This is a genomic window from Trinickia caryophylli (assembly GCF_034424545.1).
Lineage (GTDB): Bacteria > Pseudomonadota > Gammaproteobacteria > Burkholderiales > Burkholderiaceae > Trinickia > Trinickia caryophylli.
Genome location: NZ_CP139970.1, coordinates 247,196 through 262,930, shown reverse-complemented (window position 1 = coordinate 262,930; position 15,735 = coordinate 247,196). Strand labels below are relative to the sequence as shown.

Sequence of the window (15,735 nt, the reverse complement as noted above, 5' to 3'; positions counted from 1 at the left end):
CACGCGCAAAGGCGGCGAGATGGCTTCGAAGCAGGAAATCAAGCGGTATCGGGCTAACCTGACGGACGAACTGCACAGTGCGGCGCTCTACGACACGCTCGCTCGTGTCGAGCGCGATTCCGTGCGCAAGGACGTTTTCCGGGAACTGGCGAAGTCGGAACGCGAGCATGCACGCGTGTGGGCGAGCAAGCTCGAAGCGTGTGGTGCCGCGCGGCCCCATCCTGGCCCAGCGATCAAGACCGTTCTCATGCAAGGGCTCGTGCGCCTGTTCGGCCCGCGTTTCGTGCTGCCCGCGCTCGCCGCCGCCGAGTATGCCGATCGCAACAAGTATGCGGGCCAGCCCGACGCAGGGGGCCTTTCCGCCGAAGAACGCTATCACGCCGGCATCGTGCAGGAGCTCGCGCATACCGAGTCGCCGGGCATGACGCAGGGTGCGCGCATCGCGGCAGCGGAATCGTGGCACCGGGGCGTGTCGTCGGGCAACGACCTGCGCGCGGCGGTGCTCGGCGCCAACGACGGTCTCGTCTCGAACTTCTGCCTGATCATGGGCGTGGCCGGGGCCGGCGCGGCGAACCCGTCCATCCTGCTCACGGGCTTTGCCGGGCTGATAGCGGGTGCGTCGTCGATGGCGCTCGGCGAATGGCTGTCCGTGACGAACGCGCGCGAACTTGCGCGCACGCAGATCGCCAAGGAAGCGGACGAACTGACGATGGCCCCCGCATCGGAGCAACGGGAACTCTATTTGATCTACCGCGCGAAAGGCCTCGACCGTGCGAGTGCGCACCGCGTCGCTTCGCAACTCATGCGCGACAAGGACAAGGCCCTCGATACGCTTACGCGCGAGGAACTGGGCCTCGACCCGGCCGAACTCGGCGGCAACCCCTGGTCCGCCGCGGCTGTTTCGTTCGGGCTTTTTTCCGTCGGCGCAATCTTTCCTGCGCTGCCCTTCGTCTGGGCGCACGGCGTCAATGCCATTGCGCAGTGCACGGCGTTCAGCGCGGCAGCGCTTGCGGCTATCGGCGTGTTCACGTCGCTGTTCAACGGGCGCGGTGCGGCGTTCTCCGCGCTGCGTCAGGTTGCGATCGGGCTCGTCGCCGCCGCGTTCACATTCGGCGTGGGAAGACTGCTCGGCGTCTCGGTCTCCTGACGTTCGGGCACGGCGGTGCAATGCGGGCGTGCCGGACGCGTATCAAGCAAACGCCCACCAGCGCGGCAAGAGACGGCGTACGTCGGCGCGCAGGTAGCGGTCGTCGATCAGATGCAGCACACCGGTGTCGCTTTCGGTTCGCACGACGCGTCCCGCCGCCTGCACGACTTTCTGCAGTCCCGGGAACAGGTAGGTGTAGTCGTAGCCGTTGCCGAAGCGGGCGTCCATCGCGCGGCGCATCTGTTCGTTGATCTCGTTGACCTGCGGCATCCCGAGCGTGGCGATGAACGCACCGATCAAGCGCTCGCCGACGAGATCGACCCCTTCGGAGAAGGCGCCGCCGAGTACGGCGAGGCCTACGCCGCGCCCGCCTTCGCGAAATCGGGCGATAAACGCGTCGCGTTGCGCTTCGTCCATGCGCGGTGCCTGCGTCCACAGCGGCAGCGCCGGATGCCGCTCGCGGATTAGCGCGGCCACGCGCTCGAGATAGTCGAAGCTGCTCAGAAACGCCAGATAGTTGCCGGGGCGCCCGGCGTACTGTTGCGCGACCAGATCCGCGATCGGTGCGAGCGACTTGTCGCGGTCGCGCCAGCGCGTGGAAACATGGGCCGCCACGCGCACGCTGAGCTGCTCGGGCCTGAACGGGCCCTCGACGTCGAGGGTGCACGTGGTGTCCGGCAGGCCGAGCGTGTCGCGGTAAAACGGCGCGGGGCTCAACGTGCCCGAGAACAGGACTGTCGCCTGCGCGGCAGCGTGCCGCGTGGCGAGAAAGGCGCCTGGAATCACGTTGCGGATGCTGAGCGTCGCATGGCGGTTGCCACCGCGCGCATCGACGATGCTGTCGACGATCGAGTGATCGCCGAACTGTTCGGCGAGCGAGACGAACCGCAGCACATCGAAGAAGAAGTCCAGCAGTGTCGCTTCGATCGCCCCAGGCTGCTGAGCGAGGTGATCGCTCACGGCGCTCGCGAACCGCTGCGCGGCGTCGACCAACCGCGGCGGAACGGCCTCGAGCACGGCGTAGCGTGCCGCTTGCTCCCGAACGGCCGCTCGCCACGCGCGTGCGACGCGTTGCAGGGGCTTTTTCAGGGGCGGTGGCGCCGATTTCGTCGCCGCACGCAAGGCAGTTTGCTCGAGCGCGGCCGTATACATCCTGCGGCCCCGCTCGAGCAGGTTGTGGGCCTCGTCGACGAGTACTGCCACGCGCCATTGGTTGAGTCGCGTCAGGGCGTAGAGCAGCGCACTGCCATCGTAGTAGTAGTTGTAGTCGCCGACCACGATGTCGCACCAGCGCGCGAGTTCCTGCCCGAGATAGTAGGGGCAGACGTCGTGAGCCTGCGCCACGCGGGCAAGCGTCGCCCGATCGAGGCGTGCCTCGCCGAGCGCGTCGCGCCGCGCGGCCGCAAGACGGTCGTAAAAACCGCGAGCGAGCGGACATGATTCGCCGTGGCAGGCCTTGTCCGGATGTACGCAGGCCTTGTCGCGCGCGACGAGCTCGAGTGTGCGCAGTGGCAACGCGGGGGTGCTTGCATGAAGCGCGTCGACGGCGTCGAGCGCGAGCGCTCGACCGGACGTTTTCGCCGTCAGGAAGAAGATGCGCTCGATGTGCCCCTCGCCGCAGGCTTTGAGCGCCGGAAAGAGGGTCGCAAGTGTCTTGCCGATGCCCGTCGGTGCCTGCGCCATGAGTACGCCCGCATCGCGAGCGGTGCGGTAGACGGAGACGGCCAACTCGCGCTGGCCGCTGCGGAACCGGGGAAACGGGAATGCGAGGGCGCGCAGCGCCGCGTCGCGTGCGTGCCGGTGCGCATCCTCTTGTTCGGCCCATTCGACGAACCGTTCGCACTGCTGCTTGAAAAACGCTTCGAGCGCCGTTGCCTCCCACGCTTCGCTGAGCACGGTTTCGCGTTCGCTGGCGATATCGAAGTAGACGAGGGCGATCGAAATCGAGACAAGGCCGCGCATGTGGCAGAGCAAGTGCCCGTAGATGCGCGCCTGAGCCCAGTGCAGCGCCCGGTGGTTTGCCGGCATCGCGTCGAGCTCGCCGCGGTAGGTCTTCACTTCGTCGAGCCGGTTCTCGCGCGCGTCGTACCCATCGGCCCGGCCCCGGACGGTCAGCACGCCGTATTCGCCCGACAACGCGATCTCGGCCTCGTACTCGCTGCCTCGTCTCGCCGCCGCCTTGGCGTGTCCGGCCATGCCCTCGAGCGCGGTCGGGGCAGGCGTGAAGCGCAGGTCGAGATCGCCGCATTTGGCCGTGAACTCGCAAAGCGTTCGCACGGCGACGACATAGCTCATGCCGCGGCTCCGCCCGCTGGCGCCGGCTCGATTGCAGTGGCGGCTTCGGCGGCTTCAGCGGCTTCAGCGGCCGCGGCTGCTTCGCGCCAACGTACGTCGACCACGCTCACGGGTATGCCCACGCGTGCGCAATAGGCGAGCCAACGGATTTGATTGTCCTGCAGACGATCACCGGGGCCTTTTACTTCGATCAGCTCGTAGCGCTTTTCGGCCGGCCAGAAGCGGATCAGATCGGGCAGGCCCGAACGGTTGGCACGGATATCGTCGGAGAGGCGGGCGAAGCAGTGCTTCAGATGCTCGGCCGGCAGGCAGTCGAGCGCAAGCGAAACCAATTCCGGTGTAAGCACGCCCCAAAACACGAACGGGGACTGGATACCCGCTTTCGTTTGCATGTGCCGTGTGATCGTTGTGCGATAGGCACCGCTCTCCAACTGCGAGAAGCACTGCGCGAAGCGCTCGGCGCGGCGTGTGCGGAAATCGGGCGCGTGCAAGTCGGCGGGGCCGCGCTGAAACGGGTGAAAAAAGGCGCCCGGCAGCGGCGCGAAGACGGCTTCCCAGCAAAGCAGGCCAAAGAGGGAATTGATGAGCGCGTTTTCGACGTAGAAAGTGGGGGCGTCGGGCACATGCAGGTGATTGCGCACGACCTCTTCGACCGATGCCGCGTCCTCGGGCCGATCGAGCACGAGCGTACTTCGTTCGATGCGCGGCGCGGCGGCCGGGCGCTGCACCGGCAGGCCCAGTCGGCGCCTCAGCCGCGGGAGCATGCGCGCAAGCCGCTGCTGTTCCGCTTCGCTCTCGGGCGCACACGCAGCGCGGCTCGCCATGTCGAACGCTTCGCTGAAGCAGCCGCGACGCTCGAGCACCCGGGCGCGCCGATACCGCGCATCGGGCCACCGGCTGGCTGCATAGGCGTCGAGCGCGAGACTCCACGCTCCGATTTGTTCGGCGCGATAGCCGAGCCGGTACAGCAGCTTCGCGCGGCGCATCTCGAGCCAGTCGCCGGCGATCTCGATCGACATCACCTCCACGAAGAGCGCCGCTGCGGCTTCGGGCTCGCGATGCGGATCCTGCGCGGCCAGCAGTTCGAGGGCGTCGCGGCACGCCGCGAGCGCGAGGTAAGCGTCGACGTCGGCGCGTTGCTGGAACGCGCGCGCAGACGGCTCGAACGAAACGGCCTCGTACTGATAGACGCCCAGATCCGCCAGCACGAACTCGGACCACGTTTGATGCAGATTGCCGAAAAAGAGCAGCCGCAGCCGTTCGCAGAGCGCGGCGATCGTGACGCTCAGCGCGATATCGGGCGCGCCCCAGGCGCTGTACGGCTGCGCCGCTTCGGGAAAGGCGGCGCGCACCGCATCAACGAGCGCCGTCTTGCGGCTGGTTCGCTGTGCCTGGGCGTTGCCCACCAGCGAGAGCAGTTCCGTGCGGGTGAGCAACGCGCCCAGTTCGTCTGCGTCGACGGTGGGGTCGCGCTCGAGCCAGCCGAGGCCGACGAGCGGCGCGGCGGCGTCCAGGCTGCTGCCGATCTCGGGATAGACGAGCCGGCTTGCGCGAAAGAGGTTGCCCTTGCGCATCAGCATGCGCACGAGCAACGCGCGCGAGGGCAGCGGCAGCGCGGCGAATCCGGCGATGAAATCCCGCTCCTCGGCGGCCAGCAGATCCGCGTAGCGCGCCGAGAGCCATGCGAGCGCGCGCTCGAAATTCAGCAGATAGTAGAAGGAACGGGCATCGGGCTGCACGGGAGAAGAACCTGTATATCTGTACAGGTATGATAGCAGACAGTGCCAGCCGGTCGTTCCTACCTACCCACCTACCTACCCACCGTCACGTTCCGGTTTTGTGCAGTCCTTCCCAGATTCCGTTGAGATAAACGGCGCCGAGCGCGCGATCATAGAGGCCGTAGCCCGGGCGACCGGTTTCTCCCCAGATCATTCGTCCATGGTCGGGCCGGGCATAACCGTCGAAGCCGATTTCGAAATACGCTTTCAGGATTTCGGCCATGTCGAGCGAGCCGTCGGCCGAGCGATGCGCCGTCTCGTGGAAGTCGCCGTCCGGCGTCGTCTTGACGTTGCGCAGATGCGCGAAATGGATCCGGCCGCGGCCGCCGAACTCGCGCACGAGTGCGGCGATGTCGTTGCGTTCGTCGGCGCCGAGCGAGCCGGAACAGAGGGTGAGCCCGTTTGCCGGATCGTCGACGATGGCAAGCAGCCGCGCGAGATCGTCGCGATTCTTGACGATGCGGGGCAACCCGAAAATGGGGCGCGGCGGATCGTCGGGATGAATGGCCATCCGGATTCCGGCTTCCTTGGCCGCGGGCACGATGGCGCGCAGGAAGTAAGCGAGATTGGACCACAAGCCTTCCTCGTCGAGGGTGGCGTACTCGGCGAGCAGCGCCTTGAGCGCTTCGGGTCGGTAGCTCGTGTCCCAGCCGGGCAGGGCGATGCCGTTGTCGATATCGAGCGCGTCCACCGCTTTCGCGTCGAATGCGAGCGTCGAGGAACCGTCGGGCAGTTTCATTTCCAGCGAGGTGCGTGTCCAGTCGAACACGGGCATGAAGTTGTAGCAAACCACTTTCACGCCGCAGGCGCCGAGGTTCGCGAGCGTCTCGGCATAGTTCGCGATGAACCGGTCGCGGCTCGGCTTGCCGAGCTTGACGTCCTCGTGCACGGGCACGCTCTCGATCACTTCGAGCGCGAGGCCGTGCGCCTCGATCTTTTCCTTGAGCGCGCGAATCTTCTCGATCGGCCAGACTTCGCCGACGGGTACGTCGTAGATTGCGGACACGATGCCCTGCATGCCCGGTATCTGCCTGATGTAGGCGAGCGGCACGGGATCGGTGTCGCCGTACCAGCGAAACGTCATTTTCATGATCGGCGGTTCCTTTTCGAATGGGGATGCGAACGCGCGTCAGGCGATGACGCCAACCTGCCAGGGGACGAATTCGTTTTGCCCATAGCCGAGCAACTCGCTTTTCGAGCGCACGCCCGACGCGCAATCGAGCATCATGCGGAAGATTGCTTCGCCGAGCGCGTCGATCGACGCAGTCCCGTCGATCACACCGCCGCAGTTGATGTCCATGTCGCCCTCCTGCCGCTCCCAGAGTGCGCTGTTCGTCGCGAGCTTCAGCGACGGCGCGGGGGCGCATCCGTAGGCGGAGCCACGGCCTGTCGTGAAGCAGATCAGGTTTGCGCCCGACGCCACCTGGCCTGTGGCCGAAACGGGATCGTAGCCGGGCGAATCCATGAACACGAACCCCCTTGCGTCGATGGGTTCGGCATACTCGTACACCTGCACGAGGTTCGTCGTACCGCCCTTGGCCACGGCACCGAGCGACTTTTCGAGGATGGTGGTGAGGCCGCCGGCCTTGTTGCCGGCCGAAGGGTTGTTGTCGAGCGCCGCATGATTGCGCGCGCAGTAGTCCTGCCACCAGGCGATCCGCGCAAGCAGTTTCTCGCCAACTTCGCGGCTCACCGCGCGGCGAGTGAGCAGATGTTCGGCGCCGTAGATCTCCGGTGTCTCGGACAGAATGGCGGTGCCGCCGTGCGCGACGAGCCGGTCGACGGCCGCGCCGAGCGCCGGGTTCGCCGAAATGCCCGAATAGCCGTCAGAACCGCCGCATTGGAGCCCGACGCTCAGGTGCGAGGCCGGCACGGGCTCGCGCGTGACGCGGTTGGCATCGGCCAGCAGCTCGCGCACCATCGCGATGCCGCGCTCGACCGTCTTGCGCGTGCCGCCGCTCTCCTGGATCGTGAATGCGCGCAGGCGAGCCGGGTCTTCCCGCAGCCCGCCCGCTTCGAGCACACTGCCGATCTGGTTCGTCTCGCAGCCGAGTCCGACGAAGAGCACCGAGGCGAAGTTCGGGTGAACGGCATAGCCGGCGAGCGTACGCCGCAGGATGGCGATCCCTTCGCCTTGCGAGTCGATGCCGCAGCCCAGGCCGTGCGTGAGCGCCACCACGCCGTCGACGTTCGGGAACTCCGCCAGCGCCTCGGGATGGACGTCTCGTCGGAAGTGATCGGCGATGGCGCGCGCAACGGTAGCGGAGCAATTGACGCTCGTCAGGATGCCCACGAAATTGCGTGTGGCCACGCGCCCGTCGGCCCGCCTGATGCCCATGAACTGCGCCGGGTCGGACACGTGGCGCGTGGGATGGACGTCCGCCCCGAACGCGTGCTCGCGGGCGAACTCGGCCATGCCCAGGTTGTGCACGTGAACGTGCTGTCCGCGGGCGATCGGCTCGCGCGCCACGCCGATGATCTGGTTGTAGCGTTTGACGGGCTCTCCCTGCGCGATGGCGCGGGTCGCGACTTTATGGCCGGGAGGCACGAGCCCGGCAACGACGAGGTCCTCCGCCTCGAGGCGCGTGCCCGGTATGAGCTGGCGCGTGGCGATGACGACGTCGTCGTTCGGGTGCAGGCGGATGACCGCATGCGCGGCGGCTGGGGCGATGGACATGAGTGTGCCTCTCGAATCTGAATCTGAAAGCGCTGAAACAGGCAGCGAATGTGCTCACACCGGCGAGCGCGCGGCCGCCGCTGCGCGGTCCCGGTTGGGCTCGATGGGAAGCGGTTCGATCCTGCCCACGATGAAGAGATAGCTGAACGCGCCGAGCACGCAAAATCCGCCGGCCACGACGAGCGGAATCGTGAACGAGCCCTTGGTCATCGCGACCATCGCGCCGGTGAACGTCGTGATGACGATGCCTGCGAGGTTCGACGCAAAGTTCTGGATGCCGCCGATCGAGGCCACGTGGCGTGGCGTTGGCGCGACGTCGGCGGGCAACGACCAGATGCTCGCCGCCGCGAACGCGAGGCTGCCGTAGGCGATGCCGAAGAACGCGAGCATGAGGTAGACGTTCGAGGTGAGCGTCGAAAGCGTGATCACCGACGACATCAGCATGCCGCCGACCATGCAGGTCTTGCGGGCAGCCGTGAGGCTCCAGCCGCGCCGATACAGTGCGTCGGACACGAGCCCGCCGATCCAGCCGCCGGGAATCGCCATCAGCGCGGGAATCATGCCGAGCGTGCCGAGCGACTTGAGCGAGAAGCCGCGCGTTTGCACGAGATAGCTCGGAAACCAGGTGATGAAGAAGTAGATGACGAAGTTCAGGCAGAAGAAGCCGAGCATCATGCCCCAGAGCGTGCGGTGCCGGAAAAGCGAGCTCCAGGTGATGCCGTCGTCGGCCTGGGCGGAGGGCGGCACCACGTCGCGTTCGCCCGTCATGTCGCCATGCGCGGGGCTGCGGTAGATGATGAACCAGCCGACGATCCAGACGGCGCCGAGCGCGCCCGTGATGACGAAGGCCGCTTTCCAGCCGAGCGTGCCGATGATGAGCGCGACGACGGGAATCGAGAGCGCCGAGCCGACGCGCGAGCCGCTATCGAAGATGCTCGTTGCGAGCGCGCGTTCGCTGGGACGGAACCATTGGCTCACGAGCTTTGCGCACGACGGATAGGCGCCGGCTTCGCCTATGCCGAGCAAGAGCCGGCAGCCGAACATGCCGGCGACACTCGTGACGCCCGCCGTGGCCGCCGTGAAAAGCGACCACCAGCCTACGGCGAGCGGCAGGGCGATACGCGCGCCGACGCGATCGACGAACCATCCGAACGGAATCTGCATGAGGGCGTAGGTCCAGAAAAAGCCGCTCAGGATGAGCCCCATCTGCGCCGGGCCGATGCCGAGCGCTTTTTCGATCTCGGGCGCGGCTACGGCCAGATTGGCGCGATCGATGTAGTTCACGGCGATCGCGATGAAGCATAGGAAGATCACGACCCAGCGCATTTTCCGCATGACTTTGTCTCCTTCGATTTCGTTGATATAGGGGGCTTCGTTTTTTCCGGCAGCCGGCGTCGGCAATCGCCGCGCCGCGCCGCGCGTGTCGGCATTGTCCTGTTCGATGCGATGCGCGTCGGCACATCGCATCGGTTTCAGGCCAAGGCGTTCGTTCGCAGCGCTTCGTTCAGCCGCGGTTGAGCAAGCTTCAGGCCGAGGGAGGCGGCGAGCTCGACCACGGGCCGCAGCCGGCGCAGCTTTTTTTCCTGGTGGTTGCGCGCGATATCGGCGAGCTTGTGATCGAGAAATGGGTTCTCGAAGCGCTCGCGCACGTCGGCTAGATAGCGGCGGGCCGTTTCGCCTTGCCCGAGCGCGTCGAACACCGGCAGCACTTCCTCCTGCCAGAGACCTTCCAGCTCGCCGCGCAACGCTGGGTCGCGCATCGCCTGCAGCGTGTTTTCGTCGGCGGGGCGACCATCGGTGAGCCAGCGCTCGGCAAGAAAGGTATGCCCGAGGTTGAGCAGCAGCAGCTTGAGCCGTTCGTAATGCGCGAGATCGTCGGTCACGATCATCGCGTCGTGCTCGCAGGGCAGCACCATCCCGGGGCGCCGTTCGATGGCCCACAACGCGTACGGCTCGGCAACGGCACCGACGGGGCGGATCGGCTCGGACACGATGCGGTCGACGAGCGAGTTGACCCAGACGCAGGTGTGTTCGACGTAGCGCTCGAATGCCTCGTCGCCGGTCCACTCGTGCGCGAGCCCGGCGACGAGCGCGCGCAGCGTGTCGCCATTGTTCGAGACGAGTTCGCACGGCAGCAACGTGAGCGGGGCGGCGTTTGCCGCATACCGCGCGCGGAGCAAGACGACCAGTTTGGCGGCGAACCCGCGCGGCACGCCGGCGCCGGGCGCGAGCAATTGCGCCGTGTCTTCCGGGAAGCATGCATAGCCGCTGTCGCTCGTATTCGAGATGACGACGCGGGCATCGTGAACGAAGCGCTCGACCACAAGCGGCCAATCAGCGTTCGCGTCGAGTGCCTCGCTGACCGCGCGCGATTCGACGGTCGTATCGACGACGGCTTCGCGGCGCAGCCCGCGGATGCGCACGGGATAGCTGCCGCGCGTGCGCAGCGCCTCGATGCGCGCGCGGCTCTCGGGGTTGCTCGTCGTCTGTACGACCGTGACTTGCCCGAGCGCGCGCCCGGCTTCGAGCGCTTCGGCGATGAAAAGATCGGCGTGTGCCTGCAGGAAGCGGCTTGTGCCGAATTGAAGTATCGGATTGCCCATGACGGTTCGTTTCGGTGGCGGATCAGCAGGCGACGAGCGCTTTGATCACGCCCGCGTTCGGATCGAGCAGCTTCGGAAACTCGTCGGGCAGCTCCGCGAGCGCGAGCCGGTGCGTATTGAGCGCATCGGTGGGCACGCGCCCCGCGCGCATTGCTTCGAGTACGGTTTCGAAGTCGGCCGGTGTCGCGTTGCGGCTCGCCAGCAGCGTGGTCTCGCGCTTGTGGAACTCCGGATCCGAGAACGATAGGCGGTCGCGCACGATCGAGATCAGTACGTACTTGCCGCCGTGCGCGACGAAATCGAGCCCGCGTTCCATCGCCTTGATATTGCCCGTCGCATCGAAGACCACGTCGAAGAACTCGTTGCCGGTCAGCTCGGCGAGACGCCTGGCGTCGGCTGCCGCACCGCTCGTATCGAGCACGACCGTGTGATCGGCCCCGAGCGCCTGCGCGCAGACGGCGAGCCGGTCGGCGCGCGAGTCGAGCACGCACACCTGCGCGCCGCGCAGCTTCGCGAACAGCGCGGCCGCCATGCCGATCGGGCCCGCCCCGACCACGAGCGCGCGTTGAGCCGCAGCGACGTCGGCGCGTGCGACCGCATGAGCGCCAATGGCGAGAAACTCGAGCATCGCAGCCTGATCGAGGGTCACGCCATCGGCCTTGAACACGAAGGCCTGCGGTACGGCCAGATACTCGGTCATGCCGCCGTCCGCGTGCACGCCCAGCACCTGGATGTTGACGCAGCAGTTCGTCTTGCCTGCGCGGCATGCGACGCAGTGGCCACAGGAGATGTACGGCATGACGTAGACCTGATCGCCAGCGGCGACACGGGCACCGGCCGGGGCCGACTCGACGATGCCGGCGAGTTCGTGGCCCATTACGCGCGGATACGCAAGGTAGGGCTGATTGCCTGTGAAGATGTGCAGATCGGTGCCGCAGACGCCCACACGTTTGATCCGCAAAAGCACATCGTCGGGACCGGTTTCGGGAATGGGCCGTTCGGCAAGGGCAAGCTTGCCCGGTTGTTCGCAAATGACGGTTTTCATGGGGACTCGGGTGACGGAGGCGAGTGCCGGCCGCCAACTGGCGTCCGGAAATATTCGTTTGGCCTTACCGGTTAGCAAAATATAAAATCCCTGGGAACTGGTCAAGCCAATTTGATTGGGGGTAGTACCTATTGCTCACTGGTCAGGCCACATTGGCGGCGTTTGCACGCTCGCTGGTTCGATTTAAAATCGCCGCCCCATGGACCGCCGATTCGGCAACAGCCGCAAGTGCCTGCCGAAAACCGGCAAGCCGAGCGAGTTGCACAAATCGGACAAATCGGCGGATAAATCGGCGCCGCGCTTCGAGCGCTCGCCCCGCTCATCGACAGGAACCGTTACGTGGCAGCCAAACCCGCCGAGACCCGCCGCCTTTACCTGCAAATCGCCGACAAACTGCGCGCGCTGATGGCCCAGCCCGACTTCGCACGCAACGGCCGCCTGCCGCCCGAGCGCGAACTGGCCGAACGGCTCGGCGTCTCGCGGCCGTCCGTGCGCGAGGCGCTCGTGGCGCTGGAGCTGGAGGGCCGCGTCGAGATTCGCGGGGGTTCGGGCGTATACGTGTGCGCGGCGTCGCAAGCCGCGGGCGCCAGTGCGCCGGGCGAGAGCGAACTCGGCGACAGCCTCGTCGACATCATGGGCGCTCGCTCGCTCATCGAAGGGGCCGTGGCGGCGAGCGTCGCGCCGTTCGCGAAGCCGAAGGCGTTGAAGGCGCTGCGGTCGATCTTCGAGAAGATGGCGCAGGAGGTGGACGCGGGAGCGGTGCCGATTGCGATGGACCGGGCGTTTCACATGGCCATTGCGCAGATGTCGGGCAACGAGGTCGTCGTGCGTATGATCGGCTCGCTGTTCGACGAGCGGCATAGCCCGCTTTCGACGAAGCTGCGCGGGCACTTCGAAAGCGAAAGCACATGGCGCGCGGCGCTGGCGGAGCACGCGGAAATCCTCGATGCGCTCGAGGCGCACGACGCCGTGCAGGCGCAGGCGGCGATGCAGCGCCACCTGAAGGCATCGTTGGAACGGGTCATGGCGCTGCGCAAACAGAGCTGACGCCACCGGCAACCACGGTGGCGCTGCGGGCGGGGCGCACGGGGCGGGCGCCGATCGGGCCATCGGAACGGCACCGCCCGGCACCGCCCCGATGGCTTGTCAGCCTACGACCAGAAGTCCGAAACTTCGATGTTGCGCAGGTCGAAGACGAGCACTTCCGCATCCTTGCCGTTGGCGAACGTCAGATTGCGCTCGCCGCGAATGCGCACGCCGTCGCCGGCACCGAGCTTCTGGCCGTTGACCTCGATGCTGCCGCGCGCCACATGCACGTACGCGTAGCGATCGGCGTCGAGCGCGAGCGCCGCCGTTTCGTCGCCATCGAAGAGGCCCGCATGGATTCGCGCGTCCTGCCGCAGCTGCAGCGACTGCCCGTCGCCGTCGGGCGACAGAATGAGCCGCAGCCTGCCGCGCTTTTCCGACGCCTCGAATCGTTGCTGCTGATAGCGCGGGGTCGCGCCGGCCGTGGCCGTTGCCAGCCAGATCTGCAGGAAATGCACGGGCTCGGCGGCGGACGGGTTGAACTCGCTGTGCAGCACGCCCGTGCCGGCGCTCATCAGTTGCACGTCCCCCGGCGTGATCACCGAGCCGTTGCCCATCGAATCCTTGTGCTCGAGCGCGCCTTCCAGCACGTAGGAAAAAATCTCGACGTCGCGATGCGGGTGCTTGCCGAAACCGCGGCCCGGCATCACCCGGTCGTCGTTGATTACGAGCAGGTCCGAAAAACCCATTTGCTTTGCGTCGTAGTAGCTCGCAAACGAGAAGGTGTGGCGCGAGCTGAGCCATCCGTGTTCCGCGCGGCCACGTTCGTCGGCGTGTCTGATTTCGAGCATATCGATCTCCGGATTCATCGTTCGGGGCAGCGACCGTTCGCTGCCGTTCACCGTGACGACAGTGTATGTCGCCTTGGGTGATGCGAATTGTGTCAGAATGCGAATCACTGTCTCAAATTGGTGGACGATGGCGATGACGATGCATCTCGATGATTTGCGCGTATTCGTGGCGACGGTGGACGCACGCAGCCTGACGGCCGCGGCGAACCGGCTGGCGCTTTCCAAGCAGTTCGTGAGCCGCCGCGTAATGGCACTGGAGCAGACGCTGGGCGTGCGCCTGCTCGTGCGAAATACGCGCAAGCTGGCCGTCACCGATCTCGGGCAGGACCTTTACGAGCGGGCGAAGCGGATTCTGGCCGAGGTGGCCGACGCCGAGCAGGCGCTGTCGCTCGGGCGCTCCGAGCCGCGGGGGCTCTTGCGCCTCAGTGCGCCGCTCTCGTTCGGCACCGCGCATCTGTCCCCGCTCGTTGCCGACTTCATGTGCGCCAACCCGCAGGTGCGTATCGACATCGAGCTGAGCGACCGTCTCGTGGACCTTATCGGCGATGGATTCGATATGGCGCTGCGCATCGGAACACTGGCCGATTCCACGTTGATCGCGCAAAAACTCACGGACATCCGGATGGTGGCCTGCTGCTCGCCCGGCTACGGCTCGGCGCGTCGGCTGCCCGCCACACCGGACGACCTTGCGCGCCATCCGTGCCTGCTGTATGGGCGGGAAGGACGAACCGGCTGGGAGTTCTTCGTGGACGGCGCCAAGCGCGCGTTCGAAGTCCACGGGCCGCTGCGGGCCGACAACGGCGAAGTCATCCGTGACGCCGCCATCGCGGGCCTCGGCATCGCGCTGTTGCCCGAATTCATTGTTTCTTCGGCGCTGGGCAACGGCGCGTTGCTGGAAGTGCTGCCCGAGTATGCTGCGCCTCCGCTTGCGCTTTACGCCGTTTATCCGCGACACCGGGAAAGTGCAATCACGGTGCGTGCGTTTACACAATTCCTGCGTCAGCGTTTTGCGCGTGCCCTGGGCAGGTAACGCGCGCGCAGGCCGCATCCCGCCCGGCCGCGGCGCAGGAGTGCTCACAGGTATCCGCATGCGATAATGGCGGATCATTCCTTTCGCATTCTCGGCGGCGCAGGCCTTCTGGCGCGCCCCGATGCAAGCAATCCGTGAAGAACCTAGTCGTCCCAATCGATGCGCTCGCGTCGTTCGACGAGATCATCGACGTGCGTACGCCGCTCGAGTTCGCCGAAGACCATATCCCCGGCGCAATCAATGCGCCCGTGCTCAGCAACGAGGAGCGCGTGATCGTCGGCACGCTGTACAAGGCGTCGCCGTTCGAAGCCTCGCGGGTGGGTGCGGCAATGGTCGCGCGCAATATCGCCACGCATCTCGACACGCTCTTCGCCGATCGGCCGCGCGGCTGGCGCCCGCTCGTCTACTGCTGGCGCGGCGGCAAGCGCTCCGGATCGATGACGGTGGTCCTCGGCATGATCGGCTGGCAGGCACGTCAGCTCGACGGCGGCTACAAGGCTTACCGCCGCTCCGTGCTCGAGCGGCTGGAGCAGGTGCCGCCGCGGCTGAGCTACATCGTGCTGGCGGGGCATACGGGCTCCGGCAAGACGCGGCTCCTGCATGCGCTTGGCGGAGCGGGCGCGCAGGTGCTCGATCTCGAAGGATTCGCCCGGCACCGGGGCTCGCTGCTCGGCGGCTTGCCCGAGTGCGGCCAGCCTTCGCAGAAGGCTTTCGATACGGCGCTGGCAGCCGAGCTTGCACGGTTCCGGATCGATCGACCCGTGTTCGTCGAAGCGGAGAGCCGCCGTATCGGGCGCGTAACGGTGCCGGCGGCGCTGCTCGACGCCTTCCGCGCGGGGCGGTGCGTGCAGGTGGCCGCGCCGCTTTCCTCGCGCGTCGCATTCCTGCTCGAGGACTACGGGCATCTCTTCGATGCGCCCGAGCGTTTCAAGGAGCAACTCGCGCGCTTGATCGGGTTGCAAAGCCGGCAGACGGTCGAGCGCTGGCATGCGTATATCGACGCGAACGAACGCGAGCGCCTTTCGACCGAACTGCTCGAACTCCACTACGATCCGGCGTACGCGCGCAGCAGCGAGCGTTCGTTCGGCGGGCTCGACGGCGCGCTCGAATTCGAGTTCGATCCCGGCGACGCGGACATCGCGGGCCAGGCACGCAGGCTCGTCGCGCTGGCGGAGGCGAAGTGGGGCATTGAAATCGCAGCGGCAGACGCAACTGCCACGGCTGCAAACGGCACGCAACGGCCGAGCGTGGCCGAAGCTGTTGCAGCGGAACGCTGATGGCAA

General features: G+C 66.5%; 12 protein-coding genes. 4 read left to right on the top strand and 8 right to left on the bottom strand.

From position 1 onward, the window contains the following. Positions 1 to 19: 19 nt before the first annotated feature. Positions 20 to 1,147, top strand: coding sequence for a VIT1/CCC1 transporter family protein (locus U0034_RS01145; RefSeq protein WP_085226326.1), 1,128 nt, complete (start codon positions 20 to 22; stop codon positions 1,145 to 1,147). Between the two features lie 42 nt (positions 1,148 to 1,189). Here the strand turns inward: U0034_RS01145 and U0034_RS01140 are convergent, their stop codons facing one another. The 7 genes from U0034_RS01140 to U0034_RS01110 all read right to left on the bottom strand — a co-directional run bounded on the left by U0034_RS01140 (position 1,190) and on the right by U0034_RS01110 (position 11,545). Beyond that, positions 1,190 to 3,442 carry an ATP-dependent DNA helicase gene (locus U0034_RS01140; protein WP_085226328.1) on the bottom strand — a complete coding sequence of 751 codons (2,253 nt, stop codon included), beginning with the start codon at positions 3,440 to 3,442 and terminating at the stop codon, positions 1,190 to 1,192. Further along, positions 3,439 to 5,181 (bottom strand): VRR-NUC domain-containing protein, encoded by a 1,743-nt coding sequence (locus tag U0034_RS01135; protein WP_085226330.1) that lies wholly within the window; start codon positions 5,179 to 5,181, stop codon positions 3,439 to 3,441. Before U0034_RS01135 ends, U0034_RS01140 begins: the two co-directional genes overlap by 4 nt. Positions 5,182 to 5,266: 85 nt before the next feature. Then, positions 5,267 to 6,310: a mannonate dehydratase gene (gene uxuA / locus U0034_RS01130; RefSeq protein WP_085226332.1), complete on the bottom strand. Its 1,044-nt coding sequence runs from the start codon at positions 6,308 to 6,310 to the stop codon at positions 5,267 to 5,269. Between the two features lie 39 nt (positions 6,311 to 6,349). Next, complete coding sequence (locus U0034_RS01125) at positions 6,350 to 7,897, bottom strand: UxaA family hydrolase (protein ID WP_085226334.1); 1,548 nt, start codon at positions 7,895 to 7,897, stop codon at positions 6,350 to 6,352. 54 nt (positions 7,898 to 7,951) lie between these two features. Next, entirely contained in the window at positions 7,952 to 9,232 is a 1,281-nt protein-coding gene (locus U0034_RS01120; RefSeq protein ID WP_085226510.1) for an MFS transporter, read from the bottom strand. A gap of 137 nt (positions 9,233 to 9,369) precedes the next feature. Next, positions 9,370 to 10,500 (bottom strand): mannitol dehydrogenase family protein, encoded by a 1,131-nt coding sequence (locus U0034_RS01115; protein ID WP_085226336.1) that lies wholly within the window; start codon positions 10,498 to 10,500, stop codon positions 9,370 to 9,372. A gap of 22 nt (positions 10,501 to 10,522) precedes the next feature. Continuing rightward, a complete protein-coding gene (locus tag U0034_RS01110) occupies positions 10,523 to 11,545 on the bottom strand; it encodes a zinc-binding alcohol dehydrogenase family protein (protein ID WP_085226338.1) in 1,023 nt (340 codons plus the stop codon). Positions 11,546 to 11,884: 339 nt separating this feature from the next. Here U0034_RS01110 and U0034_RS01105 point away from each other — a divergent pair, with 339 nt between their 5' ends. Beyond that, entirely contained in the window at positions 11,885 to 12,592 is a 708-nt protein-coding gene (locus U0034_RS01105; protein WP_085226340.1) for a FadR/GntR family transcriptional regulator, read from the top strand. 104 nt (positions 12,593 to 12,696) lie between these two features. Here the strand turns inward: U0034_RS01105 and U0034_RS01100 are convergent, their stop codons facing one another. After that, positions 12,697 to 13,422, bottom strand: a complete 726-nt coding sequence (locus tag U0034_RS01100; RefSeq protein ID WP_085226513.1) for a pirin family protein — start codon at positions 13,420 to 13,422, stop codon at positions 12,697 to 12,699. 139 nt (positions 13,423 to 13,561) lie between these two features. On the opposite strand from U0034_RS01100, the gene U0034_RS01095 reads away from it, so the two are divergent. After that, positions 13,562 to 14,452 carry a LysR family transcriptional regulator gene (locus U0034_RS01095; protein WP_085226515.1) on the top strand — a complete coding sequence of 297 codons (891 nt, stop codon included), beginning with the start codon at positions 13,562 to 13,564 and terminating at the stop codon, positions 14,450 to 14,452. 134 nt (positions 14,453 to 14,586) lie between these two features. Then, positions 14,587 to 15,729: a tRNA 2-selenouridine(34) synthase MnmH gene (gene mnmH, locus U0034_RS01090; protein WP_085226342.1), complete on the top strand. Its 1,143-nt coding sequence runs from the start codon at positions 14,587 to 14,589 to the stop codon at positions 15,727 to 15,729. The last annotated feature ends 6 nt before the right edge of the window (positions 15,730 to 15,735 follow it).

Bases quoted from the DNA above. Each gene is read 5' to 3' on its own strand.
- U0034_RS01120 (WP_085226510.1), bottom strand. From the start codon at position 9,232: ATGCGGAAAATGCGCTGGGTCGTGATCTTCCTATGCTTCATCGCGATC.
- U0034_RS01110 (WP_085226338.1), bottom strand. From the start codon at position 11,545: ATGAAAACCGTCATTTGCGAACAACCGGGCAAGCTTGCCCTTGCCGAA.
- U0034_RS01145 (WP_085226326.1), top strand. From the start codon at position 20: ATGGCTTCGAAGCAGGAAATCAAGCGGTATCGGGCTAACCTGACGGAC.
- U0034_RS01115 (WP_085226336.1), bottom strand. From the start codon at position 10,500: ATGGGCAATCCGATACTTCAATTCGGCACAAGCCGCTTCCTGCAGGCA.
- U0034_RS01125 (WP_085226334.1), bottom strand. From the start codon at position 7,897: ATGTCCATCGCCCCAGCCGCCGCGCATGCGGTCATCCGCCTGCACCCG.
- U0034_RS01100 (WP_085226513.1), bottom strand. From the start codon at position 13,422: ATGCTCGAAATCAGACACGCCGACGAACGTGGCCGCGCGGAACACGGA.
- U0034_RS01140 (WP_085226328.1), bottom strand. From the start codon at position 3,442: ATGAGCTATGTCGTCGCCGTGCGAACGCTTTGCGAGTTCACGGCCAAA.
- uxuA (WP_085226332.1), bottom strand. From the start codon at position 6,310: ATGAAAATGACGTTTCGCTGGTACGGCGACACCGATCCCGTGCCGCTC.
- U0034_RS01095 (WP_085226515.1), top strand. From the start codon at position 13,562: ATGCATCTCGATGATTTGCGCGTATTCGTGGCGACGGTGGACGCACGC.